This window comes from Pseudomonas sp. PF05, assembly GCF_056521845.1.
On record NZ_JBWLPW010000004.1, the window covers coordinates 187,176 to 213,234 of the forward strand.

General features: G+C 59.6%; 29 protein-coding genes. 15 read left to right on the top strand and 14 right to left on the bottom strand.

Translation table 11 applies throughout. The features are described from left to right. Positions 1 to 265: 265 nt before the first annotated feature. From AC09SL_RS09890 to colR, 5 genes are all read right to left on the bottom strand, one after another. Positions 266 to 493: a hypothetical protein gene (locus AC09SL_RS09890; RefSeq protein WP_058544494.1), complete on the bottom strand. Its 228-nt coding sequence runs from the start codon at positions 491 to 493 to the stop codon at positions 266 to 268. Positions 494 to 495: 2 nt separating this feature from the next. Further along, positions 496 to 1,206 (bottom strand): lipopolysaccharide kinase InaA family protein, encoded by a 711-nt coding sequence (locus tag AC09SL_RS09895; protein WP_058544495.1) that lies wholly within the window; start codon positions 1,204 to 1,206, stop codon positions 496 to 498. Positions 1,207 to 1,210: 4 nt separating this feature from the next. Then, positions 1,211 to 1,879 (bottom strand): class I SAM-dependent methyltransferase, encoded by a 669-nt coding sequence (locus tag AC09SL_RS09900; protein WP_058544496.1) that lies wholly within the window; start codon positions 1,877 to 1,879, stop codon positions 1,211 to 1,213. A 113-nt stretch (positions 1,880 to 1,992) separates the two neighbouring features. Continuing rightward, a complete protein-coding gene (locus AC09SL_RS09905; protein ID WP_058544497.1) occupies positions 1,993 to 3,270 on the bottom strand; it encodes a sensor histidine kinase in 1,278 nt (425 codons plus the stop codon). Continuing rightward, positions 3,260 to 3,943: a two-component system response regulator ColR gene (gene colR / locus AC09SL_RS09910; protein WP_058544498.1), complete on the bottom strand. Its 684-nt coding sequence runs from the start codon at positions 3,941 to 3,943 to the stop codon at positions 3,260 to 3,262. Before colR ends, AC09SL_RS09905 begins: the two co-directional genes overlap by 11 nt. A gap of 246 nt (positions 3,944 to 4,189) precedes the next feature. Between colR and AC09SL_RS09915 the strand changes: the two genes are divergently transcribed. Then, entirely contained in the window at positions 4,190 to 4,933 is a 744-nt protein-coding gene (locus AC09SL_RS09915; RefSeq protein WP_058544499.1) for a phosphatase PAP2 family protein, read from the top strand. A 212-nt stretch (positions 4,934 to 5,145) separates the two neighbouring features. Here AC09SL_RS09915 and groL read toward each other — a convergent pair whose 3' ends face one another. The 4 genes from groL to AC09SL_RS09935 form a co-directional block, all read right to left on the bottom strand. After that, a complete protein-coding gene (gene groL, locus AC09SL_RS09920) occupies positions 5,146 to 6,789 on the bottom strand; it encodes a chaperonin GroEL (protein ID WP_025215160.1) in 1,644 nt (547 codons plus the stop codon). Between the two features lie 50 nt (positions 6,790 to 6,839). Further along, entirely contained in the window at positions 6,840 to 7,133 is a 294-nt protein-coding gene (locus AC09SL_RS09925; RefSeq protein WP_003204913.1) for a co-chaperone GroES, read from the bottom strand. A gap of 243 nt (positions 7,134 to 7,376) precedes the next feature. Then, the gene (locus tag AC09SL_RS09930; RefSeq protein WP_058542224.1) at positions 7,377 to 7,853 is read right to left on the bottom strand and encodes an FxsA family protein; all 477 of its coding nucleotides are present in this window, start codon (positions 7,851 to 7,853) and stop codon (positions 7,377 to 7,379) included. Positions 7,854 to 7,919: 66 nt separating this feature from the next. After that, complete coding sequence (locus AC09SL_RS09935; RefSeq protein ID WP_058542223.1) at positions 7,920 to 8,651, bottom strand: HugZ family pyridoxamine 5'-phosphate oxidase; 732 nt, start codon at positions 8,649 to 8,651, stop codon at positions 7,920 to 7,922. Positions 8,652 to 8,815: 164 nt separating this feature from the next. Between AC09SL_RS09935 and AC09SL_RS09940 the strand changes: the two genes are divergently transcribed. Beyond that, positions 8,816 to 9,574, top strand: coding sequence for an SDR family oxidoreductase (locus AC09SL_RS09940; RefSeq protein ID WP_058542222.1), 759 nt, complete (start codon positions 8,816 to 8,818; stop codon positions 9,572 to 9,574). 185 nt (positions 9,575 to 9,759) lie between these two features. On the opposite strand, the gene apbC is transcribed toward AC09SL_RS09940, so the two are convergent. Then, entirely contained in the window at positions 9,760 to 10,854 is a 1,095-nt protein-coding gene (apbC, locus tag AC09SL_RS09945) for an iron-sulfur cluster carrier protein ApbC (RefSeq protein WP_058542221.1), read from the bottom strand. A 336-nt stretch (positions 10,855 to 11,190) separates the two neighbouring features. Between apbC and metG the strand changes: the two genes are divergently transcribed. From metG to AC09SL_RS09985, 8 genes are all read left to right on the top strand, one after another. Continuing rightward, a complete protein-coding gene (gene metG, locus AC09SL_RS09950) occupies positions 11,191 to 13,236 on the top strand; it encodes a methionine--tRNA ligase (protein ID WP_058542220.1) in 2,046 nt (681 codons plus the stop codon). A gap of 130 nt (positions 13,237 to 13,366) precedes the next feature. Next, positions 13,367 to 13,939, top strand: coding sequence for an Rnf-Nqr domain containing protein (locus tag AC09SL_RS09955; RefSeq protein WP_058542219.1), 573 nt, complete (start codon positions 13,367 to 13,369; stop codon positions 13,937 to 13,939). Continuing rightward, on the top strand, positions 13,936 to 14,955 hold the full coding sequence (gene rsxB, locus AC09SL_RS09960; RefSeq protein ID WP_058542218.1) for an electron transport complex subunit RsxB: 1,020 nt from the start codon (positions 13,936 to 13,938) through the stop codon (positions 14,953 to 14,955). Before AC09SL_RS09955 ends, rsxB begins: the two co-directional genes overlap by 4 nt. Next, positions 14,942 to 15,928: an RnfABCDGE type electron transport complex subunit D gene (locus AC09SL_RS09965; protein ID WP_058542217.1), complete on the top strand. Its 987-nt coding sequence runs from the start codon at positions 14,942 to 14,944 to the stop codon at positions 15,926 to 15,928. The genes rsxB and AC09SL_RS09965 overlap by 14 nt, the downstream gene beginning before the upstream one ends. Beyond that, positions 15,925 to 16,536 carry an RnfABCDGE type electron transport complex subunit G gene (locus tag AC09SL_RS09970; RefSeq protein ID WP_058542216.1) on the top strand — a complete coding sequence of 204 codons (612 nt, stop codon included), beginning with the start codon at positions 15,925 to 15,927 and terminating at the stop codon, positions 16,534 to 16,536. The genes AC09SL_RS09965 and AC09SL_RS09970 overlap by 4 nt, the downstream gene beginning before the upstream one ends. Then, positions 16,529 to 17,062 (top strand): Rnf-Nqr domain containing protein, encoded by a 534-nt coding sequence (locus AC09SL_RS09975; protein ID WP_058542215.1) that lies wholly within the window; start codon positions 16,529 to 16,531, stop codon positions 17,060 to 17,062. The genes AC09SL_RS09970 and AC09SL_RS09975 overlap by 8 nt, the downstream gene beginning before the upstream one ends. Next, entirely contained in the window at positions 17,059 to 17,697 is a 639-nt protein-coding gene (gene nth / locus AC09SL_RS09980; protein ID WP_058542214.1) for an endonuclease III, read from the top strand. The genes AC09SL_RS09975 and nth overlap by 4 nt, the downstream gene beginning before the upstream one ends. A 107-nt stretch (positions 17,698 to 17,804) precedes the next feature. Next, complete coding sequence (locus tag AC09SL_RS09985; protein WP_003204937.1) at positions 17,805 to 17,987, top strand: PA3496 family putative envelope integrity protein; 183 nt, start codon at positions 17,805 to 17,807, stop codon at positions 17,985 to 17,987. Between the two features lie 53 nt (positions 17,988 to 18,040). On the opposite strand, the gene AC09SL_RS09990 is transcribed toward AC09SL_RS09985, so the two are convergent. Next, complete coding sequence (locus AC09SL_RS09990; protein WP_058542213.1) at positions 18,041 to 18,667, bottom strand: response regulator transcription factor; 627 nt, start codon at positions 18,665 to 18,667, stop codon at positions 18,041 to 18,043. 468 nt (positions 18,668 to 19,135) lie between these two features. Between AC09SL_RS09990 and AC09SL_RS09995 the strand changes: the two genes are divergently transcribed. Beyond that, positions 19,136 to 19,621, top strand: coding sequence for a hypothetical protein (locus tag AC09SL_RS09995; protein WP_058542212.1), 486 nt, complete (start codon positions 19,136 to 19,138; stop codon positions 19,619 to 19,621). 98 nt (positions 19,622 to 19,719) lie between these two features. On the opposite strand, the gene AC09SL_RS10000 is transcribed toward AC09SL_RS09995, so the two are convergent. Continuing rightward, positions 19,720 to 20,937 (bottom strand): argininosuccinate synthase, encoded by a 1,218-nt coding sequence (locus tag AC09SL_RS10000; protein WP_053124536.1) that lies wholly within the window; start codon positions 20,935 to 20,937, stop codon positions 19,720 to 19,722. 128 nt (positions 20,938 to 21,065) lie between these two features. Further along, a complete protein-coding gene (locus tag AC09SL_RS10005) occupies positions 21,066 to 22,016 on the bottom strand; it encodes a flagellar protein MotY (protein WP_058542211.1) in 951 nt (316 codons plus the stop codon). 193 nt (positions 22,017 to 22,209) lie between these two features. Between AC09SL_RS10005 and pyrC the strand changes: the two genes are divergently transcribed. Continuing rightward, complete coding sequence (gene pyrC / locus AC09SL_RS10010) at positions 22,210 to 23,256, top strand: dihydroorotase (RefSeq protein WP_058542210.1); 1,047 nt, start codon at positions 22,210 to 22,212, stop codon at positions 23,254 to 23,256. Continuing rightward, a complete protein-coding gene (gene rnt / locus AC09SL_RS10015; protein ID WP_003204947.1) occupies positions 23,253 to 23,930 on the top strand; it encodes a ribonuclease T in 678 nt (225 codons plus the stop codon). The genes pyrC and rnt overlap by 4 nt, the downstream gene beginning before the upstream one ends. A gap of 224 nt (positions 23,931 to 24,154) precedes the next feature. Here the strand turns inward: rnt and AC09SL_RS10020 are convergent, their stop codons facing one another. Beyond that, positions 24,155 to 24,757 (bottom strand): peroxiredoxin, encoded by a 603-nt coding sequence (locus AC09SL_RS10020; protein WP_003204949.1) that lies wholly within the window; start codon positions 24,755 to 24,757, stop codon positions 24,155 to 24,157. Positions 24,758 to 25,070: 313 nt separating this feature from the next. Here AC09SL_RS10020 and AC09SL_RS10025 point away from each other — a divergent pair, with 313 nt between their 5' ends. Next, the gene (locus AC09SL_RS10025) at positions 25,071 to 25,289 is read left to right on the top strand and encodes a bacterioferritin-associated ferredoxin (protein ID WP_003178704.1); all 219 of its coding nucleotides are present in this window, start codon (positions 25,071 to 25,073) and stop codon (positions 25,287 to 25,289) included. Positions 25,290 to 25,488: 199 nt separating this feature from the next. After that, positions 25,489 to 25,962 carry a bacterioferritin gene (gene bfr / locus AC09SL_RS10030; protein ID WP_058542209.1) on the top strand — a complete coding sequence of 158 codons (474 nt, stop codon included), beginning with the start codon at positions 25,489 to 25,491 and terminating at the stop codon, positions 25,960 to 25,962. Positions 25,963 to 26,059 lie beyond the last annotated feature (97 nt).

The following is a 26,059-nucleotide window of genomic DNA, read 5'->3' on the forward strand; positions in this document are numbered from 1 at the left end:
CTCCCGCTCGGCTCTGTAGGAGCTGGCGAAGCCTGCGATCTTTTGATCTTGATCTTTCGCTCTTGACTCAATGAGCAATGAGAAGATCGCAGCCTCGTTGCACTCGACAGCTCCTACACAGCTCCCGCCCATAAAGCTCCAGCGGGAGCAAGCTCCCTCGCCACGGGTTGGGTGTTTGACTGGAGGCTTGTAGTGGCCTTCTAAAAAACCAAAACAAAAATAAAGGCCTCGCACAAGCGAGGCCTTTATTTTGGCTTCATGTCTCTCAACTTTGCGGCCTCATCCCCTGGGACAGGCTGAACATGAACAGCAGCAGATCATCGTCCGGCTGGATCGCCTCGCTGACCTTTGCCACACGTGGCAAAGGACAATACGTATCAGCATTGGAAGCGCTGAGGATCTGCGAGCGGGGCTGCTCCCATACAGCCACCGCCATTGATGCAACTGCCAGGGCTGCGACTAAAAACAAACCTCTAGCAATTTCTAATTTCATCGCTATAAACCTTTGATAGCGCTGCCAAACGCCGCCTCGTAAAAGTAGACGAGTTTTTTCCAGTCAGCGTCGCTAAACGACGAGTGGCGCCGCAACTGCTTAAGGTCATGGGATGCCGCACGTTGGGCGGTCAGGCGCTGGCGACACTTTTCAAAATCGAGCAAAGCCACCTCGGGCTTGGCCGCCTCGCCCTCCCCGGTTACGCGTACAAAGACGTGCTTGATATAGATACAGCCATGTTGCCAACGGCCCTTGTGCATGCGCGCCAGGTTTTCAGCCAGCGCCAGGAGGATTTGATCATGCACCGCTTCGCCATGGCGCTCGCGGCCACCTCCGGCATACCAGTGCTCGATCTCTTCAAATCCTTCCAGCGCCTGGGTCACCAGCAGCGCACGCCACTTGTGAACCGGGTCCCGCTGGGCGCCACAGAAAATGAGCTGGGGGACGCGAACACCCAGTCGGGTCAACGCCAGGAGTGCGTCTTGCTCGCGCAGCACGGTCGGTCTACCGAACGGGTGCAACCAGCTACGATAAATATGTCCGGTCTGACGCTTGGCATAAAGCAGTTTGCCGTCCTTGCTCTTGATACGTTGTACGCCGCTTTCACCGCCGCGACGTACATTGGGCTCTTCCACCCACTCTCCCTGCTGGCTCCAGAAATCTTCAAAGTCACCGGGAAAATTCGTTGATGCCTCTACTGCCTGCACACCCATGCCCTTACCTCTTGCGTAATACATAAACTCGCCACATGGCATAGAGCGGTAGAAAATCCAGCCGTTCCTGAATGCGAAACCCTGCCTGCCGAAACTCATCCTCTACTGTAGCAACCGGTAACACAAATCGATTCTGGTAGTCTTTTTGCCCACGAGTGCGTTCCTGACGCTTGCGTTTCCAGGCCTTGAAATTGCCATCGACCCATAACGAAACGATCACGCTATCACGGGTAACGCGCTCGAATTCCTTGAGAATCGCCAGTCGATGCGCGGGTTCACCGATGTGGTGCAACAGGCGCATGCAAAAAATGCTGTCGACGGCGTTATCAGGCAAGGCAATGTCGAATGCAGAAGTGTGCAAGGGTTGTACCCGTTTCACCACATCGGCCGATTGAGCCTCCATTGCGGTCTTGAGCATGGCCTCGGAATTGTCCGCGCCAATGATGACCCGGTTCGGTTTTTCGGCCAACAAGGGCCAGAAGCGCCCGGCACCGCACGGCAGGTCCAATACCAGGCCAGGGTCACCGACAAGCGCCAATGCACGCCGGGCCAGTTGTTGGTCTCGCTGGTTGGACAGACGGCGACTCAAGCCACTGCGATGCTTATGAAAATATTTCTTGGCGTGCTGTTCGTCGTATTTTTCGGAAAAGTCCAGCTTGATGGGTTTGGACATAAAGGGGGCTCCGTGACTGATCGGCCCACTTTATGATTCGAGATGTCATGTCTCTGTGAAAATGAAGTCACGTAAATGCCATAAATATTTACAAGACTTTTCCGTGCATACGCTTAGCCCTTTGGATTCAATTCCACTTCGAAATGACAACCATTGGGTTCCATCGTACTGAGACTCACCGTCCAGCCCTGGTTCTCGCAAATCCGTTGCACCAGGGATAACCCCAACCCCAGCCCCTCGCCGCGCTTTTCGTTGCCGCGCACGAATGGCTCGAACATCGCCTCGCGCTTCTCCTCCGGGATGCCCACGCCGCTGTCCTCGACCACGAAGCCAGTGGCAGTCAACGAGAGACGGATGAACCCCTGGTCGGTGTAGTGCAAGGCATTACGCAGCAAATTGCCCATGACGGCGGTCAGGAAAGTGGCGTTATACAAGGTGTCGAGGGTTTGTCCCGGTTCGAAGATCAGCGTCAAACCTTTGGATTCGATGGGGTCGCGCCACACGCCGAGGAGATTTTCAGCCACCTGTGCAAGGTTCAGCCGAGGCGACATGCCATTGTCTTCACGCTGGGCCCTGGCGAGCATCAGGAAGGTCTGCACCAGTTCGCGCATCTCTTCACTGGCTCTGTTGATGCGCTCGACCTGGGTGCGACCACGCAGGTCCAGTGTCGGGTTTTCCGCCAGCAATTCACAGGAGGTCGCCAAGACCATCAACGGTGTGCGCAACTCATGGCTCACGTCGCTGGTGAACAATCGTTCCCGGGTCAGGGCCTGGCGCAAGCGCCCCAGTGTTGCGTCGAACGCCACGGCCAGTTCACCCACTTCATCGGCGGCATAATCCGGGGCCAGTGGCGGAGCCAGGCCCAGGAGTTGGTCGCGATGGCGCACTTGCCGGGCCAGGCGAACCACCGGCGCCATCACCCGGCGCGCCAGGACCCAGCCCAAAAATACCGCCAGCGCCAGGCTGAGCACAAAGCCCACCAGCACCACGGCAAACAGCACCCGCTCGCGCTCTTCGAAATCACTCTGGTCTTGCAGCAACACGTAGCGCCGGCCGTCAACGATCTCGACCATGGCGTGATACGACAACTGCTCGCGAAACACTTCGTGGAAACCACGTTCCAGATGGCGAAGGTCCTTGGGCAACTCGAAGTCACCTGGACCGCCGCTGAAATAAAACAATTGGTCGGGTTCCGGGCGATGGTTCCAGTCCGAGACGCTGTCCATCAAGAGCAAGCGCTGCAGATCGCCGCCAAGCCCGGCAGAAATCAGTTTTTCTTCGACCAAATGGACCGTCGCCACGATGCCCATGGCGAAAGCGCCAGCCACCAATGCGCTCATCAGCGCAAAGGCGATGATGATCCGTTGGGCGAGGCTCTGCTTAAACTCCATCGCGGCCCTCGGCCAAGCGATAGCCGACGCCATGTACGGTGTGCAACAACGGTTTGTCGAACGGTTTGTCGATCACCTGGCGCAGTTGATGGACGTGGCTGCGCAGGCTGTCGCTGTCCGGGCAGTCATCGCCCCACAACGCTTCTTCGAGGATTTCGCGGCGCAGCACGTGAGGGCTTTTCTGCATCAATACCGCCAGCAGCTTGAGGCCTACGGGGTTGAGCTTGAGCAGCTTGCCTTCACGGGTCACTTCCAGGGTATCGAGGTCGTAGCTCAGGTCGCCGACCTGCAAGGCACGGCGGCCACCACCCTGGGACCGACGCATGACAGCTTCGATCCGCGCCGCCAGTTCCGACAGGGCAAACGGTTTGATCAGGTAGTCATCGGCCCCGGACTTGAAACCCTGCAGACGATCGTCCAACTGATCCCGGGCGGTGAGCATGATCACCGGTGTATCGCGCCGGGCGTCTTCACGCAGGCGCTTGCACAAGGTATAGCCATCGATGCCCGGCAGCATGATGTCGAGCACGATCAGGTCGTAGTGTTCGGTCGCGGCCAGGTGCAACCCCGACAGACCGTCCTGGGCACAATCGACGGTGTAGCCCTTGAGCCCCAGGTAATCGGCCAGGTTGGCCAGGATATCGCGGTTGTCTTCGACCAATAGAATTCGCATGGGCACCTCTGCGTACACAGTTAACGGCCATCTTGGCCCGCGCAGCTTACGGCCAAGCGTGCCTCACGGCTAGGGTTGTATCGGGTCGCGGCAGCTCAGGCCTCTGTGGGAGCGGGCAAGTGAGCCCAGGCACGGGACTCGTTGGCATTGACGAGTTTTTCACCCAGCATTCACACCGTCCCGACGCAACGCAGGCCAGACTGCGCAACGCGCTGCTTTACGAAAACTCCCATCAAAGGTATTGCCATGGTTTCCACCGTCATCCGACCCGCTTCCAGACCCCTGAATTTCTGGCTTGCCCTGGGCCTGCCTGTCGTCGTCGCAGCGACGCTGGTGTTGCTGGAGTTGACCACGCTGGACATGGACGTGGCCAAGCTGTTTTACGACCCGATGTCGGGTGGATTCATCGGTCGGCACAGCTTTTTTCTGGAAGACATCCTGCACGATCGAGCCAAACAGGTGGTTATCGTATTCTCCGTGCTGGCGGTCCTGGGATTCATCAGCTCATTCTTCATCAGCTGGCTCAAACCGTTCAAGCGCGAGCTCGGTTGCCTGGTGCTGTCCCTGGCACTGGCGACGTCCTTCGTCACGCCAATGAAAGCGGTGACGGCGGTGCAATGCCCCTGGAGCCTGAAGGAATTCGGTGGCAAGGAAACCTACAGCGAACTGCTAAGCCCGCGCCCGGCCACGGACAAACCCGGTCGATGCTGGCCCGGCGGTCACGCCGCCACCGGGTTCACGTTGTTTGCGCTGTTCTTCGTCCTGCGCGACCGCCGCCCACGCCTGGCCCGCCAGACCCTTATATTCGCCTTCACGTTGGGAACGGTGTTCTCGGTGGGGCGGATGATGCAAGGGGCGCACTTCTTCTCCCACAACGTGTGGACAGCGGTGTTCTGTTGGCTGATTTGCCTGGGGTGTTATTACTACATCCTGTACCGACCGGCCGTCATGACTGATCGCGTAGCATTGAGTCAGCCCGCCAACGCCTGAAAGCGCCTCGGACAAACCCTGTGGGAGCAAAGCTTGCTCGCGAATACGATGGCAGCTTCAACATCCTGGCAAGCTGACCCACCGCAATCGCGAGCAAGCTTTGCTCCCACAGAGACAGTCGGGCCCAGCTCAATGCAGGGGCAAACCCAAGGCAATAAAAAACCCCGCTTGCTTTCGCAGGCGGGGTTTTTCGCTACAGGGGTAAGGCTGGCTTACATCATGCCGCCCATGCCACCCATGCCGCCCATGTCTGGCATACCGCCGCCAGCTGGAGCGTCTTCCTTGATTTCAGCGATCATCGCCTCAGTGGTGATCATCAGGCTGGCAATCGACGAAGCCGCTTGCAGAGCCGAACGAGTCACTTTGGCCGGGTCCAGGATACCCATTTCGATCATGTCGCCGTATTCGCCGGTAGCAGCGTTGTAACCGTAGTTACCCGAACCCTGCTTGACCTTGTCAACCACAACGCTTGGCTCGTCGCCGGAGTTGGCAACGATCTGGCGCAGCGGGGCTTCTACAGCGCGACGCAGCAACTGGATGCCCACGTTCTGGTCATCGTTGTCGCCTTTCAGCTCGGAGATAGCCTGCAGAGCGCGAACCAGTGCCACGCCGCCGCCAGGTACCACGCCTTCTTCGACGGCTGCGCGGGTCGCGTGCAGGGCGTCTTCAACGCGGGCTTTCTTCTCTTTCATTTCAACTTCGGAACCGGCACCAACCTTGATCACTGCAACGCCGCCAGACAGTTTGGCCAGGCGCTCTTGCAGTTTTTCACGGTCGTAGTCGGACGAAGTCTCGGCCACTTGTGCGCGGATCTGAGTCACGCGAGCCTGGATGTCAGTCTCGACGCCAGCACCGTCGATCACGGTGGTGTTTTCCTTGGACAGGATCACGCGCTTGGCGTTACCCAGGTGCTCCAGGGTGGTGCTTTCCAGGCTCAGGCCGATCTCTTCGGAGATAACGGTACCGCCGGTCAGTACGGCGATGTCCTGCAGCATGGCCTTGCGACGGTCGCCGAAGCCTGGTGCCTTGACGGCAGCGACTTTAACGATGCCACGCATGTTGTTCACGACCAAGGTCGCCAGGGCTTCGCCTTCAACGTCTTCAGCCACGATCAGCAGTGGGCGGCCGGCTTTGGCAACGGCTTCCAGCACTGGCAGCATTTCGCGGATGTTGGAGATCTTCTTGTCCACCAGCAGGATCAGCGGGCCGTCGAGCTCGGCGGTCATGGTGTCCGGCTTGTTGACGAAGTACGGGGACAGGTAGCCACGGTCGAACTGCATGCCTTCTACGACCGACAGTTCGTTTTCCAGGCCCGAGCCTTCTTCAACGGTGATCACGCCTTCTTTACCGACTTTTTCCATGGCTTCGGCAATGATGTCGCCGATGGAGTTGTCGGAGTTGGCCGAGATGGTGCCGACCTGAGCGATTGCCTTGGTGTCAGCGCATGGCTTGGACAGGGCTTTGAGCTCTTTGACAATGGCGATGGTCGCCTTGTCGATGCCGCGCTTGAGGTCCATCGGGTTCATGCCGGCAGCGACGGCTTTGAGGCCTTCATTGACGATCGATTGAGCCAGGACGGTCGCGGTGGTGGTGCCGTCGCCGGCGTCATCGTTGGCACGGGAGGCAACGTCTTTGACCAGTTGCGCGCCCATGTTTTCGAAGCGGTCTTTGAGCTCGATTTCTTTGGCTACGGAAACGCCGTCCTTGGTGATGGTCGGAGCGCCGAAGCTCTTCTCGATGATCACGTTACGGCCTTTCGGGCCCAGGGTCGCTTTTACTGCGTCAGCCAGGACGTTGACACCGGCGAGCATTTTCTTGCGGGCGGAATCGCCGAATTTAACTTCTTTAGCAGCCATGATCGATATTCCTTAAATACTTTGTAGTAACGGGAAAATGGGCGGGGGAATCAGCCTTCGAGAACAGCGAGGATTTCGTTCTCGCTCATTACCAGCAGGTCTTCGCCGTCGACTTTCACTGTGTTGCTGCCGGAGTAAGGGCCGAACACAACCTTGTCACCCACTTTCACGGCCAGCGCACGTACTTCACCGTTTTCCAGTGCCTTGCCTGGGCCTACAGCGAGAACTTCACCGTGGTTGGCTTTTTCAGCAGCCGAACCTGGCAGGACGATACCGCCAGCGGTTTTCTTCTCTTCTTCGCTGCGACGGATGACGACGCGGTCATGCAGAGGACGAAGCTTCATTGTCGATCTCTCCTAATTTTTGGTTTTCATCGGCCGGTGTAGTCCCGGCGGGTTTAACAAAGCCGGCAGAGCCGGGTGCGGTTCGTCAGTCGAACCGCGGAAGTCTGTCCGGTGTCACCACCGGAAACCTTGCGGTGACCGTTACATAAGGGCGCACAAGTGGATTACAAGGGCGGGGCAGAAAATTTTTTACTGCGCGCAGCCAAAATGAACGCGGCGCCCGAAGGCGCCGTGTCGCAGGTTTTACTTGGAATCGCGGTGTTCGAATTCGCCTTCGATCACGTCGGGCTCGCGGCCCAAAGGCTCGCGCGGAGCCGGACCGCCGCGGGGCTGGAGGTCATCGGCGAAGGCGCGCTGACGAATCGCCTGCTCTTCGGCGCGCTGGCGCATTTTATTGGCCAGCAACCGACGGGTGAACGGCAACAGCATGACCAGGCCCAGCACGTCGCTGATAAAACCAGGCAGGATCAACAAGCCGCCACCCAGGGCCAGCATCAGGCCTTCGAGCATGGTCTGGGCAGGCAACTCGCCACGATTCAGGCTTTCACGGGCACGCAAAGCCGTGGCCAGGCCAGCAATGCGCAGCACGAACACGCCGAGCATCGAGCCGAGAATGACCAGCAGCAGCGCCGGGAAAAACCCGATCGCACCGCTGACCTTGACGAATACGAACAGCTCCAACACCGGGAACAGCAGAAAGAGCAACAAAAAAGGGCGCATCAAATGGTTCCTCAACGCAAGAATGCCTTGCTATGAAAACCTAAATGACGTCGCCCTTTCGTGAATTCAAGCGTCGACCTCGGCATTTTTCGGCCATTGCTCGGCGTGAGCCAGATAAACCAAGGCTTCGCGCACTTGTGTCGGGGTGTTGCAAGGCGTCGGAAACGCCAGCCAGTGCAGGCCCTGTCCTATACGCAGGTGCATGCCTTCGCTGTCGATGCCCACCAATTGCGCCGGTTCGCTTTTCGGCAGGCCGGCCAGTTCCACGTAATGGGCAATGGCCTTGGCGTGATCGGCATTCATGTGCTCGATCATGCTGGTTTCGGCTTTGCCGGCGAAGGGATTGGCCAGGGTGAGCTGGTCGATCCAGTGGATGGCGCCAAAGCCGCCGATGTAGCGATGGCGCACCGGCTCAAGCACCCAGAAATCGAAATCATGGGCCTTGTGGTAGTTCTGCGAGTCAGGGAAATAGCGGTAGTAACGCTCGGCGGCAGCCTCGATGGCAGCGCTGTCTTCGAGTTTGCGGGCCTCGGCCAGGTAGGTCAGGCGCCCCACGGCCTGCACATCCTCGGCGCCCCGCTCGCCCACCAGCATCGAACACCTGGGGTCTTTTTGCAGGTTGTGAGTGTGCTGGGCGATCCGGCTGATCAGGATCAGTGGCCGGCCTTGATCGTCCAGGCAATAGGGCACCACGGAGCCGAACGGAAAGCCGGGCATGGATTTGGAATGAGTGGAGAGCACTCCACGGTATTCCTTGAGCAGCAGCTCGCGGGCATGCTTGACAGCTTCAACGCTCAATTTATGACTCCTTTAATGAAATCCGTCTAGAAAACGGTCAGGCGACTGGAGTAATGTTCCGATACACCGATAGGGCAGTTCTCGTGTGCAACCGGGCTACACCGTCGCAAATCGAGAGACGTCCCCGAAGGTCCCCTCCACCGCTGCGCCACCTGGACATGAGCATGCAACTCACTGACAAAGTAATCATTATCACCGGCGGTTGCCAGGGCCTGGGCCGCTCCATGGCCGAGTATCTCGCGGGCAAAGGCGCGAAGCTGGCCCTGGTGGACCTCAACCAGGAGAAACTCGACCAGGCGGTTGCCGCGTGTGTAGCCAAGGGCGTCGAAGCCCGGGCGTACCTGTGCAACGTCGCCAATGAAGAGCAGGTGATCGACATGGTCGCCCGCGTCGCCGAGGATTTCGGCGCGATCCACGGCCTGATCAACAACGCCGGGATCCTGCGCGACGGCTTGCTGCTCAAGGTCAAGGACGGCGAAATGACCACGATGAGCCTGGCCCAGTGGCAGGCCGTGATCGACGTCAACCTCACCGGTGTATTCCTGTGCACCCGTGAAGTGGCGGCGAAAATGGTCGAGCTGAAGAACAGCGGCGCCATCATCAATATCTCGTCGATCTCCCGCGCCGGCAATGTCGGCCAGACCAACTACTCCGCCGCCAAGGCCGGCGTGGCCGCCGCCACCGTGACCTGGGCCAAGGAACTGGCGCGCTACGGCATCCGCGTGGCGGGCATCGCACCGGGTTTCATCGAAACCGAGATGACCCTGGGCATGAAGCCCGAGGCCCTGGAAAAAATGACCTCGGGGATCCCACTCAAGCGCATGGGCAAGCCCGAGGAGATCGCTCATTCGGCAGCGTATATCTTCGAGAACGACTATTACACCGGTCGGATCCTGGAGATGGATGGCGGGTTGCGGATCTAAACCCAGCGCATAACCAAATGTGGGAGTGGGCTTGTGGGAGCACAGCTTGCTCGCGATGACGGCGTCACATACAACACATCTGTGGCTTTAAAACCGCTATCGCGAGCAAGCTGTGCTCCCACAGGTTTACTCCCACAGGTTTGCTCCCACAGGCTCGCTCCCACATGGGATTGCTGTTCAGCCGGTCAATCGTCGCTCATGGTGATGTTCGGCATCGCCGGTGACGCAGCCTCCTGCAACACGATCCGCGCGCCCACGTGGCGGGCCAGTTCCTGATAGACCATGGCGATCTGGCTGTCCGGTTCAGCGATGACTGTCGGCTTGCCGCCGTCGGCCTGTTCGCGGATCAGCATCGACAGCGGCAGCGAAGCCAGCAATTCGACGCCGTACTGGCTCGCCAGTTTTTCCCCGCCCCCTTCGCCGAACAGATGCTCGGCATGCCCACAGTTCGAGCAGATGTGCACAGCCATGTTCTCCACCACGCCCAGCACCGGGATGTTGACCTTGCGGAACATCTCCACGCCCTTGCGTGCGTCCAGCAAGGCCAGGTCTTGAGGCGTGGTGACGATCACCGCACCGGCCACCGGGACTTTCTGCGCCAGGGTCAGCTGGATATCGCCGGTGCCAGGTGGCATGTCGATCACCAGGTAATCCAGGTCGCCCCAGGCGGTTTGCGTGACCAGTTGCAGCAAGGCGCCGGAAACCATCGGCCCGCGCCAGACCATTGGCGTGTTGTCGTCGGTCAGGAAGGCCATGGACATGACTTCCACGCCATGGGACTGGATTGGCACGAACCACTTCTGGTCCTTGACCTGGGGCCGGGTGCCCTCGGCAACACCGAACATGATGCCCTGGCTCGGACCGTAGATGTCGGCGTCGAGAATCCCGACCTTCGCCCCTTCACGCGCCAGGGCCAGGGCCAGGTTGGCCGCGGTGGTGGACTTGCCCACGCCACCCTTGCCCGAAGCCACGGCGATCACGTTCTTGACGTTCGCCAGCCCCGGCACCTGCGCCTGGGCCTTATGGGCGGCGATCACACTGGTGATGTCGACTTTGGCGGCGCTCACCCCGTCCAGGGCCTCGATCGCCATTTGCAGCATCTGCGCCCAACCATTCTTGAACAGGTCGGCAGCGTAGCCGATTTCCAGCTGGACGCTGACGCGATCGCCCTGGATGTCGATGGCGCGCACGCATCCGGCGCTGACCGGGTCCTGGTTCAGGTAAGGGTCGGTGTACTGGCGAAGGACGGCTTCCACCGCTGCGCGATTGACGGCGCTCATGGGCAACTCCGATAACAAGACTTGAAAACAGGCCGCTATCCTACGCCGCGCATGCTTGTGTGGCGACCCGATTACTGTCGCGCGGATATCTTTGTGGCGAGGGGATTTATCCCCGCTGGGTTGCGAAGCGACCCCAAAACCAGGCGCCTCGGTGGACCAAACTGGTCAGGTTCGAATGTTTTGGGACTGCTGCGCAGTCCAGCGGGGATAAATCCCCTCGCCACAGTTGTGCTCTGCTGCTCCCGGCAATGCACCCCGAAACAGCCCCGAAGGGTGAAAAAAAGCCGCCGGCGCTTTATAGTGGCCGACCTCCGTTTCATCAAGTAGCCGAGCCCCATGTCCGAGCCACGCAAGATTCTCGTCACCAGCGCCCTGCCCTATGCCAATGGTTCGATTCACCTCGGCCATATGCTGGAATACATCCAGACCGATATGTGGACGCGCTTCCAGAAACATCGCGGCAACCAGTGCATCTATGTCTGCGCCGACGACGCCCACGGTTCGGCGATCATGCTGCGCGCGGAAAAGGAAGGCATCACCCCGGAACAACTGATCGCCAACGTCCAGGCCGAACACAGCGCCGACTTTGCCGAGTTCCTGGTGGACTTCGACAATTTCCACTCCACTCACTCCGAAGAAAACCGTGAGCTGTCGAGCCAGATCTACCTGAAGCTGCGTGACGCTGGGCACATCGCCACCCGTTCGGTCACCCAGTATTTCGACCCGGAAAAGAACATGTTCCTGGCCGACCGCTTCATCAAGGGCACGTGCCCGAAATGCGGCACCGAAGACCAGTACGGCGACAACTGTGAAAAATGCGGCGCTACCTACGCACCGACCGACCTGAAAGACCCGAAATCGGCGATTTCCGGCGCCACCCCGGTGCTCAGGGACTCCCAGCACTTCTTCTTCAAGCTGCCTGATTTCCAGGCGATGCTGCAAACCTGGACCCGCAGCGGCACGTTGCACGACGCGGTGGCCAACAAGCTCTCCGAATGGCTCGACTCCGGCCTGCAAGAGTGGGACATTTCCCGCGATGCGCCGTACTTCGGCTTCGAAATCCCCGGCGAACCCGGCAAGTATTTCTACGTGTGGCTGGATGCGCCCATCGGCTACATGGCGAGCTTCAAGAACCTTTGCGACCGCACCCCGGAGCTGGACTTCGACGCCTTCTGGGGCAAGGACTCCACGGCCGAGGTGTATCACTTCATCGGCAAGGACATCGTCAACTTCCACGCGCTGTTCTGGCCCGCCATGCTCGAAGGCGCCGGTTTCCGCAAGCCGACCGCGATCAATGTCCACGGCTACCTGACCGTCAACGGCCAGAAAATGTCCAAGTCCCGCGGCACCTTCATCAAGGCCCGGACCTACCTGGACCACCTGTCCCCGGAATACCTGCGTTACTACTACGCGGCCAAGCTCGGTCGCGGCGTCGACGACCTGGACCTGAACCTCGAAGACTTCGTGCAGAAGGTCAACTCCGACCTGGTGGGCAAGGTCGTCAACATTGCCAGCCGTTGCGCCGGGTTCATCCACAAGGGTAACGCCGGGGTCCTGGTCGCTGGCAACGCCGCGCCGGAACTGACCGACGCCTTCCTGGCGGCCGCGCCAAGCATCGCCGAAGCCTACGAGTCCCGCGACTTTGCCCGTGCCATGCGCGAAATCATGGCACTGGCCGACCGCGCCAACGCCTGGATCGCCGACAAGGCGCCCTGGTCCCTGGCCAAGCAGGAAGGCAAACAGGACGAAGTCCAGGCGATCTGCGCCCTGGGCATCAATCTGTTCCGCCAACTGGTGATTTTCCTCAAGCCGGTGCTGCCGCTGCTGGCTGCCGATGCCGAGGCGTTCCTCAACGTCGCGCCACTGACCTGGAACGATCACCAGACGCTGCTGAGCAACCATCAGTTGAACGCGTTCAAGCCGTTGATGACCCGTATCGACGCCGCAAAGGTGCAAGCCATGATCGACGCCTCCAAGGAAGACCTGGCCGCCAGCCAGACCGACACCGGCGCGCCTGCCGGCAATGGCGAGCTGGCCAAGGACCCGCTGTCGCCGGAAATCGATTTCGACGCCTTTGCCGCCGTTGACCTGCGCGTGGCGCTGATCGTCAAGGCCGAGGCCGTCGAAGGCGCCGACAAGCTGCTGCGCCTGACCCTGGACATCGGCGATGAGCAACGTAACGTGTTCTCCGGCATCAAGAGTGCCTACCCGGACCCGGCCAAGCTCGAAGGCCGGTTGACGATGATGATTGCCAACCTCAAGCCACGCAAAATGCGCTTCGGCATCTCCGAAGGCATGGTGATGGCGGCAGGCCCCGGCGGCGAGGAAATCTACCTGTTGAGCCCTGACAGCGGCGCCAAGCCGGGCCAGCGGATCAAGTAACACGACCGCTCGCTGCACCGATCCCACAGCCGCCATGCCGGTGGCTGTGGGATTTTCATATCTGGCCCACGCCTGCGGCGTGCCGGATAATGCCTAATCTTGTAACAGGCCCTTTGTCGCCAACACGCCCATGACCGAAATCGTCCTCACGCTGTTCAGCGCTGCCCTGATCAACAACCTGGTGTTGCATTGGCCGCTGGGCGTCGATCCGCTGCTGGCGGTCAACGGTAGGAGGCAGGTACACGCCTTGGGGCTGGCGACGGCATGCCTGATGCTGATCGTCGGCACCCTGGGCTATCTGGTCGATCATGGGCTGTTGGCGCCGACAAACCTGGTCTCGCTGCGCCTGCTGGCGTGGCTGTCCTTGAGCGTGTTGCTGATCGCCCCCTTGCTGCGCCTGCTGGCACGCGGGCTCCCGGCAATGCCGTTCGAGGGGTTGTGGCCGCTGTTGCTCGGCAATGCGGGCATACTGGGGGTCACGCTGCTCAACGGCCAGGATGACCGAGGCCTGGTCCACGCCGTGGCCCTGAGCCTGGGCGCCGGGCTGGGCTTCTGGCTGGTGCTGAGCCTGTTCGACGATCTGCGCCAGCGCACCTTCAATAACGATATTCCCTTGCCCTTTCGGGGCCTGCCGATTCAGTTGATCAGCGCCGGGCTGATGGCGGTGGCCTTTCTCGGATTGCGCGGGCTGGTCAAAACATGAACCTGATTCAACGTATCGACGCCCTGCTGCCGCAGACCCAATGCGGCAAGTGCGGCCATCCCGGGTGCAAGCCCTACGCCGAAGGCATCGCCCAGGGCGAGCCGATCAATAAATGTCCGCCCGGGGGACGTGAAACCCTCGCCGCCCTGGCCGAGCTGATGAAAATACCGGTGTTGGAGCTCGACACCAGCCGCGGCGTGGCCCCGGCGCAAATCGCCTTTATCCGTGAAGCCGAATGCATCGGTTGCACCAAGTGCATCCAGGCCTGTCCGGTGGACGCGATTGTCGGCGCGGCCAAGCTGATGCACACCGTCCTCATCGACGAATGCACAGGCTGCGATCTGTGCGTGGCGCCCTGCCCGGTCGATTGCATTGAAATGCACCCTCTGCCGACGGCAAACGTGCTGCCGATCGTCGGCGGCCTGGCTTTCAGCGCCGAAGAACAGCAGGCGCGAACCGCCAAGCGCAATCATGCCCGGCGCCGCTTCGAACAACGCAATGCGCGCCTGCGCCGCGAAGAAGAGCAGCGCCAGGCCGAACGCCTGGCTCGGGCCCAGCGAGCGGCGCAGGCCCAGGTTCAAACCCAGGATCAGGCACTCGATCCCGTACAAGCGGCACTGGAACGCGTGCGCGCGCAAAAAGCCGCCACCGCCGATGCCGCCTTGAAAAAAGCCAAGGTTGAGCTGGCCATGAGCCGGGCGCAATTGAACAAATCCTTGAAAGCCTTCGGCCACCCGCCCACCTTCGAGCAGCAGTCGCAACTGATCGTGCTGCAACGCCAGTTCGAAGCGGCCGAACAGGCCTTGAGCCAACTGGAAAACGCCGCACCCGCGGCCGCGCCAACCCCTGCACCGACGCAAAACGCCGAGCTGAAGCGGGCCAAGATCCAACTGGCGATGCGCCGCGCCGAACTCAGCAAAGCCCGGGCAGCTACGGCATCGGATGAACAACTGCAGGCATTGGAACAAGCGGTGAAGGATGCCGAACGCCAGGTGGACGCCCATGCCGCCTCTTGAGCCAGTGGACGAACGGCTGCGCCAAGCAATGACGCGAGTGTTGCTGGCGACACTGCCCGGCACGCTGGCGTTGCTGTGGTTCCATGGCTGGGGCGTGGCGCTCAACTTGCTGTTGTCCGGCGTCACTGCGCTGGCGGTCGAAGCGTTGGTGCTGCGCCTGCGACGCCGGCCACTCAAGCCCGACCTGAACGATGGCAGCGCGCTGGTCAGCGCCACGCTGCTGGCCCTGGCCTTGCCGGCCTATTGCCCCTGGTGGCTGACCGTCACGGCGGCCGCTTGCGCCTTGCTGTTGGGCAAGCACCTGTGGGGCGGCGTCGGCAGCAACCCGTTCAACCCGGCGATGCTCGGGTACGCCCTGGTACTGGTGGCGTTTCCTTCCCAGATGAGTCACTGGCCGGCGCTCCACGGCATGGGCCTGTCTGAAGGCTTGCAGCAGGTATTCGGCGCTCATCCGACGCCCGATGCCTGGGCCGGGGCGACCGCGCTGGAAAGTGTGCGGATCAACACGAGCCTGACCGTCGATGAACTGTTCGCCAACGATCCGGCGTTCGGACGCTTCGGGGGCCGGGGTGTCGAATGGGTCAACCTGGCCTTCCTGGCGGGTGGTCTGTTTCTGCTGCAGCAACGGGTGTTCAGTTGGCATGCACCGGTGGGCATGCTGGTGAGCCTGTCCATCGTCAGCCTGCTGTGCTGGAACGGCTCGGGCTCCGACTCCCATGGCTCGCCGCTGTTTCATCTGTTCAGCGGCGCAACCATGCTCGGCGCATTTTTTATCGCGACCGAACCGGTCTCGGGTGCCAAGGCCCCTCTGTCCCGCCTGCTGTTTGGCGCGGGCATGGGGTTGCTGGTCTATCTGATACGCACCTGGGGTGGCTACCCGGACGGCGTGGCGTTCGCGGTGTTGCTGATGAACCTCGGCGTGCCGGCGCTGGACCGGTTTGCCGAGGCGCGACAACGGCGGCCACTGACATGAACAATCCCGTCGGCGTGGCACTCCTGACCTTGTTGATCGGCCTGGGTGTCGGTGCCACTTACCTCACGCACCTGGGCACGACCGGGCGCATCGAGGCCCAGCGACAAGCACTGGCGAACAGGGCCTTGCTCGAGGTGCTGCCCACCGACCACTATGATAACCAGCCTTTGGCGCACCCCGTTGTCACAGCCTCGGTGCCCCTGGCCCATAGCACGCTGCTGGGTGGCTACCTGGCGACTCGCAGCGGCCAACCCAGCGCCGTGCTGCTGCGTAGCCAGGCGCTGGGTTATGAAGGCAGCATCGAATTGTTGATCGCCATCGAGCCACAAGGCCGGTTGCTGGGCGTCAAGACCTTGCGTCAATCCGAGACACCCGGATTGGGCGCGGCGATTGCCGGCTGGCCGAATGCCTGGTTGCAGACTTTCACGGGTAAATCACGCCAGGCGCCTGATGACAGCGGCTGGGCCTTGAAAAAGGACCAGGGCCAGTTCGATCAACTGACAGGCGCGACAGTGACGTCCCGGGCGGTCCTGCAGGCTGTTCACGATGCGTTGCGTTACTTCGACGAGCACAAGGCTCAGTTGATGGGGGTGGCTGCAAATGAATAAGCCATGGGCACTGACACACGGCCTGCTGCTCGTCCCTTTGGTTGGCGCGAGCGGTTCGCTGGTTGGCGCGCTGGGGTTATGGCTGGCCTGGGCCTGGGTTCTTTTCAGCCATGGCTTGGCAATGGGGCTTGTCCGGCAACGCCTGACAGCCTGTCAACGGCTGCTCGCCTCCATCGTACTGGCCGCGACCCTGACCACCTGCACTGGCCTTGTCGTCCAGGCCTGGGCGCTGGAGCTTTATCGACCGTTGAGCCTTTACGTTGGCTGGATCGCCCTGAGCTGCGTGACCTTGGAGCACGAAGGTTTCTTCGTTGAGTCTCGCTGGTCCGGCCGCCTCAGGCTGGCCGGGCTGTTTGGCCTCTTGATGATCAGCCTGGGCGCCGTGCGTGGGCTGATCGGCAGCGGCCTGCCCCTGGCCCTGCTCGCCCCTGGCGGGTTCATTCTGCTTGGGCTGCTGTTGGCGGCCCGACAGGCCTGGACGACCGCCAAACCCCATTCATCCGTTAAGGAAACGCCGCGCCCATGAACGCCGCAAAACGCCTGGAAATATTTCGTCGCTTTCACGAGGACAACCCGGAACCGAAAACCGAACTGGCTTATTCCTCGCCGTTCGAGTTGCTGATCGCAGTCATTCTGTCAGCCCAGTCCACCGACGTCGGCGTCAACAAAGCCACGGCCAAACTGTTCCCGGTGGCCAATACGCCGGAGGCGATCCATGCCCTGGGCGTCGAAGGATTGTCCGAGTACATCAAGACCATCGGGCTGTTCAACAGCAAGGCGAAAAACGTGATCGAGACCTGCCGCCTGCTGATCGAGCGCCACGGCGGTGAAGTCCCGCAGACTCGCGAAGCGTTGGAAGCCCTTCCGGGGGTCGGCCGCAAAACCGCCAATGTCGTGCTCAATACCGCGTTTCGGCAGTTGACCATGGCGGTCGACACCCACATTTTCCGCGTCAGCAACCGCACCGGGCTGGCCCCCGGCAAAAACGTGGTGGAGGTCGAGAAGAAACTGATGAAATTTGTCCCCAAGGAATTCCTGCTGGACTCCCATCACTGGCTCATCCTTCACGGGCGTTACGTTTGCCTGGCCCGCAAGCCTCGCTGCGGCAGCTGCCGAATCGAAGATTTATGCGAATACAAGCACAAGACCTCCGACGATTGAGACGCTATTGCTTTTATCGATCCATCGATTGAAAAAATCTTTTTTACCCGCCCGTGGTTTATGGATATAAGGAGCGCCAATGGCAGTCTTAGCCTGGAGTCGAACCCATGAGTGCTGGCAAAGAACAACTGGATGTAGAAGACGAATTCATCGCCGCTGAGGCCGACGACGTCGAACCTGTGGTCGTGGAAGTGGCGAAAACCAACCTGAGCAAGCGCCGCACCATTGATAACCTGCTGGAAGAGCGCCGCCTGCAGAAGCAACTGGCCGATTATGACTTTGACCTCTGACACGTAAAAGCCTCCCTGATGGAGGCTTTTTACTGTACGCGTGTTCCGTAAACTCACGCCAACCCATTGCGCTGTGCCAGTTCGATCAGGTCGACCAGCGAACGGGCATTGAGCTTCAATAACAGGCGCGTCTTGTAGGTACTGACGGTCTTGTTGCTCAAGAACATTCCATCGGCGATCTCCTTGTTGGTCTTTCCGCGCGCCAGTTGCTGCAAGACCATCATCTCGCGCCCCGATAATCGATCGACCATATCGGACTCACTGGCATTGCCCAGACTCGACCGCACCGTATGCAGTGCCTGGTTGGGAAAGTAACTGTAGCCGGACAGTACTGCCTTGATAGCACTCAGTAACTCGGTAAGATCCTGTTGCTTGCATACATATCCGGCCGCCCCCGTCTGCATACAGCGCATCGAAAAATGTCCCGGCGACTGGGAAGTCAGCACCAACACCTTCATGGGTGAAGGAATAGTCGTCAGGCGAGCAATGACTTCCAATCCGTCCAACTTCGGAATACCGATATCGAGAATGACGATATCGGGCATAAGTTCGCGGGCAAACTGTAAAGCATCGACGCCATTATCGGTTTCGGCAACGACTTCATAACCATGACGCTCCATCAGCAAACGTACAGCAAGACGAATGACGGGATGATCATCCACGATCAGCACTTTATTCATGGGCAAATCCAACTTCGCTGTTCGAATTTTTAGAGCACGCACAATAGCCTAGTCATTTCTACCTTGGCATGCTGCCCCCCCCTGAACGCTCGCACCGAGAGACAGAACCTACAAGCTATACAGAAAATTCCTACGAATTACCCCAGAAAAAATGTGTCATGAATTTTTTTACCGAGAAAAAATGACCTCTCTCAACAACCCGGCAACCCTATGAACAATGCGCTCTTTCAGCGCCATACCCAGCTGCGGAAACCCCGTTGAAAAACACTTCACTCATAGAAAGTAACTGAATTATTTACTGTTAAAACTACCTTCCACTCACTCCAGGAAGAAGATTCATATATAAAACACACTCAGGCACCCGACATCCAGCATCGGCAGCCTTTGCAACCACACCTATATTTATCAAGCATAGACAACCACTTTCCAGCCCACTCACCGAGCATGAATATTTCATGAGCATTTACCATGAACAAACCTTTGAAAACCATCACCAACCCCATGACTCTCATTGCCATATTTGCAACTTTATCCGAAACGTCCGCAGCCATTTCGTTACCCTTTCTGGATGATGACGATCGTGAATACTATCTTTGGTTCTTGATCAGTTTTCCTTTTTATCTATTGCTGCTTTTTTTCATCACCCTCAATTTCAATTATCGTTCCCTGTACTCACCTTCAGATTTTCGCAAGAGCAAACATTTCATAAAGACCATGGATGATTCGCCCTGTCGGCGTAAACGGATCCTGCGCCGGGCGGGAAAGGCCAAAGAGTGGCTGTTGATACGTTTTCAACGACACGGGCGCGAATCAGCGGACACGCTTTTCATTGTGTGCAGCCAATCGGGGCATCTGATCGAAACCTGCCAGTCTGTGCACGTAAAGCGCACTGGCATCGTTGTGTGCATCATCTACAACAGCACCGAGCGTGCCGCACCAGGGCAGGATGAATGAGCGATCGTGGGGCAGCGCTACGGCGAATGGGCCTGCGCAAAAGAAGAGGTAAAAAAACGGCCTGCTCGAAGCAGGCCGTTTTCTTTGTACAGCCAAGGTCAGAACAGCTTGCGACCCTTGTTCGCCGCGATGCGCATGCGCAGGGCGTTGAGCTTGATGAAGCCGGCCGCGTCAGCCTGGTTATAGGCACCGCCGTCTTCTTCGAAGGTCGCGATGTTGGCATCGAACAGCGAGTCGTCGGACTTGCGCCCGGTCACGATCACGTTGCCCTTGTACAACTTCAGGCGCACGACACCGTTCACGTTGGTCTGGGAGGCGTCGATCATCTGTTGCAGCATCAGACGCTCAGGGCTCCACCAGTAGCCGGTGTAGATCAGACTGGCATACTTGGGCATCAACTCATCTTTGAGGTGAGCCACTTCGCGGTCCAGGGTGATCGACTCGATCGCCCGGTGGGCACGCAGCATGATGGTGCCACCTGGGGTTTCGTAGCAGCCGCGGGACTTCATGCCCACATAGCGGTTTTCGACGATGTCCAGGCGACCGATGCCGTGTTCGCCACCGATGCGGTTCAGGGTCGCCAGCACGGTGGCCGGGCTCATCTCAACGCCGTCCAGCGCGACGATATCGCCGTTGCGATAGGTCAGTTCCAGGTATTGCGGGGTATCAGGAGCCTTCTCCGGGGAGACGGTCCAGCGCCACATGTCTTCTTCGTGCTCGGTCCAGGTGTCTTCCAGCACGCCGCCTTCATAGGAGATGTGCAGCAGGTTGGCATCCATCGAGTACGGGGATTTTTTCTTGCCATGGCGCTCGATCGGAATCGCGTGCTTCTCGGCGTAGTCCATCAGTTTTTCACGGGACAGCAAGTCCCATTCACGCCACGGGGCAATGACTTTCACGCCCGGCTTGAGGGCATAGGCACCCAGTTCGAAGCGCACCTGGTCGTTGCCTTTGCCGGTGGCGCCATGGGAAATGGCGTCGGCGCCGGTTTCGTTGGCGATTTCGATCAGGCGCTTGGCGATCAACGGACGGGCGATGGACGTACCCAGCAGGTACTCGCCTTCGTAAACGGTGTTGGCGCGGAACATCGGGAACACGAAATCGCGGACGAATTCTTCGCGCAGGTCATCGATGTAGATCTCTTTGACGCCCATGGCCTGGGCCTTGGCGCGTGCAGGCTCGACTTCTTCGCCCTGTCCCAGGTCAGCGGTGAAGGTCACCACTTCGCAGTTATAAGTGTCCTGCAGCCACTTGAGGATCACCGAAGTGTCCAGGCCGCCGGAATACGCCAGAACGACCTTGTTTACGTCCGCCATGCCATCACTCCACGGGTTGTACGGAAAGCCGTGAAGTCTAACGTCCAGCGCGGATAATTTACAGGGGCGCGACAGCTTATGACGACGAAGCGACAGATTATGTCGAGCGTGCGACGGTCAAAATCGACTCAGGACGTGCGCGAAGTCGCCCCGGCGGGCGCGACGGCGGGTGTCTTGGCCGGCGCCGCAGTGGGCGCGGGCTGCGCAGCAGGTGCCGGCGCTTCGGTCGGCGCCACGCGCTCCAGGCGCACGACCACTCGACGGTTCTTGGCACGGTTGGCGGCATTGGTGTTGGGCACCAGGGGGTAACGCTCGCCGTGGAAGCGCAGGGTAATCTGCGACTCCTGGAAGCCATTGGCCTTGAAGAAGTCCTGGACCGCCAGGGCCCGGCGGCGCGACAGCTCACGGTTGGTCAAGCGGTTGCCACTGTTATCAGAATGGCCATCTAGCTCGACATGGTTGACGCTCGGGTCGGCCTTGATGAAATCGAGCATCACCTGCAGTTGGGCCTTGGCTTGGGTGTCGAGCACCACTCCGTCGCCGGGGAAGCCGATCTGTGTTTGCTTGATCTGCTCAAAGTTCTTCGGCAACAGTTTCGCTACACAACCCTGATAATCGCTGAAAGCCTTGCTGAAACGCACCGGCAGGAGGCGTACCTCCGAGACCCGGCCGTCTTCGGCGTTGCGGCGCACCACGGGGCTGCGACCTTCCATCAGTCCACTGATCAAGCGGCCCGCCTGGACCTGGGAGCTGTTGAACAGTACATCGCCGCTGCCGATCCTGACCGACCCCAGGTTGATATCGCCCCGCCCCGGTTGCCACGGTGCGGCGGCCGCCAATAGGGTTGCCGAACCACCGCCAAGCATCGGGTTGTAGGTCTTGAGGCGAAACGTAGCCTGTTCGCCGGCCCGACGCACGAATTCGCCACTGCCAAAATCAGTGATCGGCTGGCTCAGCCGGCACTCGAACTTGTCGCCTTCGACCGTCCACTCAATGCTCTCCAGACGGGTCTGGAAAGTGAGCGCCATGGCGGGAAGGCTGGCAAACACACTGAGCAAGGCTAGATAACGCTGGCGCACGGGAGGCTCCACTGACTTTTATACAAAGATCGACGCATGCCAGGGGGGCATGACGCCTGTCCGGGGCGCTGCACGGATTCGCGGCACACCTGTAGGAGCTATCGGTAAGTTGCGGCAGAACTTGATAGCGGGTGCCTGAATCGGTCTTTTCCGGTAGCATTCCCCAGAGTTTGACCCGCCTGGAAGCCCCCCAATGTCCGACCGCCTGACCCTGCTGCGTCCCGACGACTGGCATATTCATCTTCGCGATGGTGCTGTGTTGACCCATACCGTCGCCGATGTCGCGCGCACCTTCGGGCGCGCAATCATCATGCCTAACCTGGTTCCGCCCGTGCGCAACGCCGCCGAGGCCGACGGCTATCGCCAGCGTATCCTCGCCGCGCGCCCGGCCGGTAGCCGCTTCGAACCGCTGATGGTGCTGTACCTCACCGACCGCACCCAGCCCGAAGAGATCCGCGACGCCAAGGCCAGCGGTTTTGTCCATGCCGCCAAGCTGTACCCGGCTGGCGCCACCACCAACTCCGATTCCGGTGTGACCAGCATCGACAAGATTTTCCCGGCGCTGGAGGCCATGGCCGAAGTCGGCATGCCGTTGTTGATCCATGGTGAAGTCACCCGGGGCGACGTCGACGTGTTCGACCGCGAGAAAATCTTCATCGACGAGCACATGCGCCGCGTCGTGGAGCGTTTCCCGACCCTCAAGGTGGTCTTCGAACACATCACCACTGGCGATGCCGTGCAGTTCGTCAACGAGGCCCCGGCCAACGTCGGCGCGACCATTACCGTCCATCACCTGCTGTACAACCGCAACCACATGCTGGTGGGCGGGATCCGGCCGCACTTCTATTGCCTGCCGATCCTCAAGCGCAATACCCATCAGGAAGCCTTGCTGGACGCCGCCACCAGCGGCAGCGCCAAGTTTTTCCTCGGCACCGACTCGGCCCCTCACGCCCAGCACGCCAAGGAAGCGGCCTGCGGTTGTGCCGGTTGCTACACCGCCTATGCCGCCATCGAGATGTACGCCGAGGCGTTCGAACAGCGCAACGCGTTGGACAAACTCGAAGGCTTCGCCAGCCTGCATGGCCCACGGTTCTATGGCCTGCCGGTAAACACCGATCGTATTACCCTGGTCCGCGACGAGTGGACTGCCCCCGCCAGCCTGCCTTTCGGCGATCTGGCTGTCATCCCGCTGCGCGCCGGTGAAAAACTGCGCTGGCGCCTGCTGGAGGAAAACGTGTGAGTGAAGATCATTTCGACGACGAACTGGACGGCAACGGTGGTTCGGGCGGCGCCCGCCATCCCATGGCCGCTCGGTTCCGTGGCTATCTGCCGGTCGTCGTCGACGTAGAAACCGGTGGTTTCAACTCCGCCACCGACGCCTTGCTTGAAATCGCCGCGACCACCATCGGCATGGACGAAAAAGGCTTTGTGTTCCCTGACCACACCTATTTCTTCCGTGTCGAACCGTTCGAAGGCGCCAACGTCGAAGCGGCGGCCCTGGAATTCACCGGGATCAAGCTCGATCACCCGTTGCGCATGGCAGTCAGCGAAGAAACGGCCCTGACCGACATCTTCCGTGGCGTGCGCAAGGCACTCAAGGCCAACGGTTGCAAGCGAGCGATCCTGGTCGGCCACAACAGCAGCTTCGACCTGGGCTTTCTCAACGCCGCCGTCGCGCGCCTGGACATGAAGCGCAACCCGTTTCACCCGTTCTCCAGCTTCGATACCGCGACCTTGGCAGGCCTGGCGTACGGCCAGACCGTCCTGGCCAAGGCGTGCCAGGCGGCCGACATCGATTTCGATGGCCGTGAAGCCCACTCGGCCCGCTACGACACCGAGAAGACCGCCGAGCTGTTCTGCGGCATCGTCAACCGGTGGAAAGAGATGGGTGGCTGGCAGGATTTCGACGACTAAAGAGCAGAGCCATTGTGTCTGTCGGTGACACTCTGTGGGAGCAAAGCTTGCTCGCGATGCAGGCGAGTGGTTTTTTGGAAGACCGCATCGCTGCCATCGCGGGCAAGCCTTGCTCCCACAGATAAATTCCCTCGCCATAAGGTCCCGTGTTTCAGCCGACAGGTTTGAAACACCTATAAAAAAACCGGCCCATCATGGGCCGGTTTTTTATGCCTGGGGTGCGCTTACAGCTTGTCGCTGTGCTCGCCCAGGTAAGCAGCAACGCCTTCAGGCGAAGCGGTCATGCCCTTGTCGCCTTTTTTCCAGTTGGCCGGGCAAACTTCGCCGTGCTCTTCGTGGAATTGCAGCGCGTCGACCAGACGGATCAGTTCTTCCATGTTACGGCCCAGTGGCAGGTCGTTGATGATCTGCGAACGGACAACACCTTTGTCGTCGATCAGGAACGCGCCACGGAAAGCCACGCCGCCTTCGGACTCTACGTCATAGGCCTTGGCGATTTCGTGCTTCATGTCGGCAGCCATGGTGTATTTCACCTGACCGATACCGCCATTGTTGATCGGGGTGTTGCGCCAGGCGTTGTGGGTGAAGTGCGAGTCGATCGAAACAGCGACCACTTCGACGTTGCGCGCCTTGAAATCATCCATGCGGTGATCCAGTGCGATCAGCTCGGACGGGCAGACGAAGGTGAAGTCCAGCGGATAGAAGAACACCAGGCCGTATTTGCCTTTGATGGCCGAGGACAGGGTGAAGCTGTCGACGATTTCGCCGTTGCCGAGGACGGCTGGAACGGTGAAGTCTGGGGCTTGTTTGCCTACGAGTACGCTCATTGGATATCTCCTGATGTAATAGCGTGAAAACAAGGTCCGGGCCAGCCTGTCACCCTCAGGCGACAGCCCTGTGACACGAACCCGCTTGCAAGGGCCGATCATCATACACCGCGCATTTGGACTGTCTTCAACGGTTTTTCGGTGGCACCGAAAAATTGCCGCCCCGTTTCATGCTGCCTCAGTCGTCCTGGATGAACCGTCCGTCAGCCTGGCAACACTCTAGCGCAAAACCTCGAGAAACCACTTTGACAATCATTCTCGTTAACATTAAGATCCATCTCAATTGAGTCACAACCAGCGACGGTTCTTACTTATGTATGTATGCCTCTGCACTGGCGTCACCGACGGGCAAATCCGCGAAGCAATCTACGAAGGTTGCTGCAGCTATCGCGAAGTCCGCCAGGCCACCGGCGTAGCCAGCCAATGCGGCAAATGTGCCTGCCTGGCCAAGGAAGTGGTTCGTGAAACCCTCGCCAAAGTGCAAACGGCACAGGCCTCGATCCCCTACCCGGTAGAATTTACCGCGGCGTGATGAACAGCATTTCAAGGAACCGGACCCAGTGTCCGGTTTTTTTATGCCTGTAAATCAAATGCTTAGCGTTCAGACGCGGAACACAAACATTCTTATTCCGATTAATTTTCATTTATTATTCAATAACTTAGGTTTGACACTCGTAAATGCGCGGCTCAAACTCTGCCCTATATACAGCTATTACAGGGCAGGTCTGATCATGAAAGGCGACAACACAGTCATCCAGCATCTCAACAAGATCCTCGGCAATGAGCTGGTCGCGATCAATCAATACTTCCTGCATGCGCGCATGTACGAGGATTGGGGCCTGAACAAGCTGGGCAAGCACGAGTACCACGAGTCCATCGACGAGATGAAGCACGCGGACAAGCTGATCAAGCGCATCCTGTTTCTCGAAGGCCTGCCGAACGTCCAGGACCTGGGCAAGTTGCACATCGGCGAACACACTCGCGAGATGCTTGAGTGCGACCTGCGTATCGAGCGCACCGGCCACGCCGACCTGAAGGCCGCTATCGCCCATTGCGAAAGCGTTGGCGACTTCGGTAGCCGCGAACTGCTGGAAGATATTCTCGAGTCAGAGGAAGAGCACATCGATTGGCTGGAAACCCAATTGGGCCTGATCGACAAAGTCGGTCTTGAGAACTACCTGCAATCGCAGATGGGTGAAGAGTAAGCTTCCCCGAAAGCACGCCACTAAAAAGCCCCGCCCTCTTTCGAGAGGCGGGGCTTTTTATTGCCTGAATTCAGGCCACGCCGAAAACGTCCATAAA

Excerpts from the sequence above, each read along its gene's own strand:
- AC09SL_RS09890 (WP_058544494.1), bottom strand. The coding sequence starts at position 493 with ATGAAATTAGAAATTGCTAGAGGTTTGTTTTTAGTCGCAGCCCTGGCA.
- AC09SL_RS09895 (WP_058544495.1), bottom strand. The coding sequence starts at position 1,206 with ATGGGTGTGCAGGCAGTAGAGGCATCAACGAATTTTCCCGGTGACTTT.
- AC09SL_RS09900 (WP_058544496.1), bottom strand. The coding sequence starts at position 1,879 with ATGTCCAAACCCATCAAGCTGGACTTTTCCGAAAAATACGACGAACAG.
- AC09SL_RS09905 (WP_058544497.1), bottom strand. The coding sequence starts at position 3,270 with ATGGAGTTTAAGCAGAGCCTCGCCCAACGGATCATCATCGCCTTTGCG.
- colR (WP_058544498.1), bottom strand. The coding sequence starts at position 3,943 with ATGCGAATTCTATTGGTCGAAGACAACCGCGATATCCTGGCCAACCTG.
- AC09SL_RS09915 (WP_058544499.1), top strand. The coding sequence starts at position 4,190 with ATGGTTTCCACCGTCATCCGACCCGCTTCCAGACCCCTGAATTTCTGG.
- groL (WP_025215160.1), bottom strand. The coding sequence starts at position 6,789 with ATGGCTGCTAAAGAAGTTAAATTCGGCGATTCCGCCCGCAAGAAAATG.
- AC09SL_RS09925 (WP_003204913.1), bottom strand. The coding sequence starts at position 7,133 with ATGAAGCTTCGTCCTCTGCATGACCGCGTCGTCATCCGTCGCAGCGAA.
- AC09SL_RS09930 (WP_058542224.1), bottom strand. The coding sequence starts at position 7,853 with ATGCGCCCTTTTTTGTTGCTCTTTCTGCTGTTCCCGGTGTTGGAGCTG.
- AC09SL_RS09940 (WP_058542222.1), top strand. The coding sequence starts at position 8,816 with ATGCAACTCACTGACAAAGTAATCATTATCACCGGCGGTTGCCAGGGC.
- apbC (WP_058542221.1), bottom strand. The coding sequence starts at position 10,854 with ATGAGCGCCGTCAATCGCGCAGCGGTGGAAGCCGTCCTTCGCCAGTAC.
- metG (WP_058542220.1), top strand. The coding sequence starts at position 11,191 with ATGTCCGAGCCACGCAAGATTCTCGTCACCAGCGCCCTGCCCTATGCC.
- AC09SL_RS09955 (WP_058542219.1), top strand. The coding sequence starts at position 13,367 with ATGACCGAAATCGTCCTCACGCTGTTCAGCGCTGCCCTGATCAACAAC.
- rsxB (WP_058542218.1), top strand. The coding sequence starts at position 13,936 with ATGAACCTGATTCAACGTATCGACGCCCTGCTGCCGCAGACCCAATGC.
- AC09SL_RS09965 (WP_058542217.1), top strand. The coding sequence starts at position 14,942 with ATGCCGCCTCTTGAGCCAGTGGACGAACGGCTGCGCCAAGCAATGACG.
- AC09SL_RS09970 (WP_058542216.1), top strand. The coding sequence starts at position 15,925 with ATGAACAATCCCGTCGGCGTGGCACTCCTGACCTTGTTGATCGGCCTG.
- AC09SL_RS09975 (WP_058542215.1), top strand. The coding sequence starts at position 16,529 with ATGAATAAGCCATGGGCACTGACACACGGCCTGCTGCTCGTCCCTTTG.
- nth (WP_058542214.1), top strand. The coding sequence starts at position 17,059 with ATGAACGCCGCAAAACGCCTGGAAATATTTCGTCGCTTTCACGAGGAC.
- AC09SL_RS09985 (WP_003204937.1), top strand. The coding sequence starts at position 17,805 with ATGAGTGCTGGCAAAGAACAACTGGATGTAGAAGACGAATTCATCGCC.
- AC09SL_RS09990 (WP_058542213.1), bottom strand. The coding sequence starts at position 18,667 with ATGAATAAAGTGCTGATCGTGGATGATCATCCCGTCATTCGTCTTGCT.
- AC09SL_RS09995 (WP_058542212.1), top strand. The coding sequence starts at position 19,136 with ATGAACAAACCTTTGAAAACCATCACCAACCCCATGACTCTCATTGCC.
- AC09SL_RS10000 (WP_053124536.1), bottom strand. The coding sequence starts at position 20,937 with ATGGCGGACGTAAACAAGGTCGTTCTGGCGTATTCCGGCGGCCTGGAC.
- pyrC (WP_058542210.1), top strand. The coding sequence starts at position 22,210 with ATGTCCGACCGCCTGACCCTGCTGCGTCCCGACGACTGGCATATTCAT.
- AC09SL_RS10020 (WP_003204949.1), bottom strand. The coding sequence starts at position 24,757 with ATGAGCGTACTCGTAGGCAAACAAGCCCCAGACTTCACCGTTCCAGCC.
- AC09SL_RS10025 (WP_003178704.1), top strand. The coding sequence starts at position 25,071 with ATGTATGTATGCCTCTGCACTGGCGTCACCGACGGGCAAATCCGCGAA.
- bfr (WP_058542209.1), top strand. The coding sequence starts at position 25,489 with ATGAAAGGCGACAACACAGTCATCCAGCATCTCAACAAGATCCTCGGC.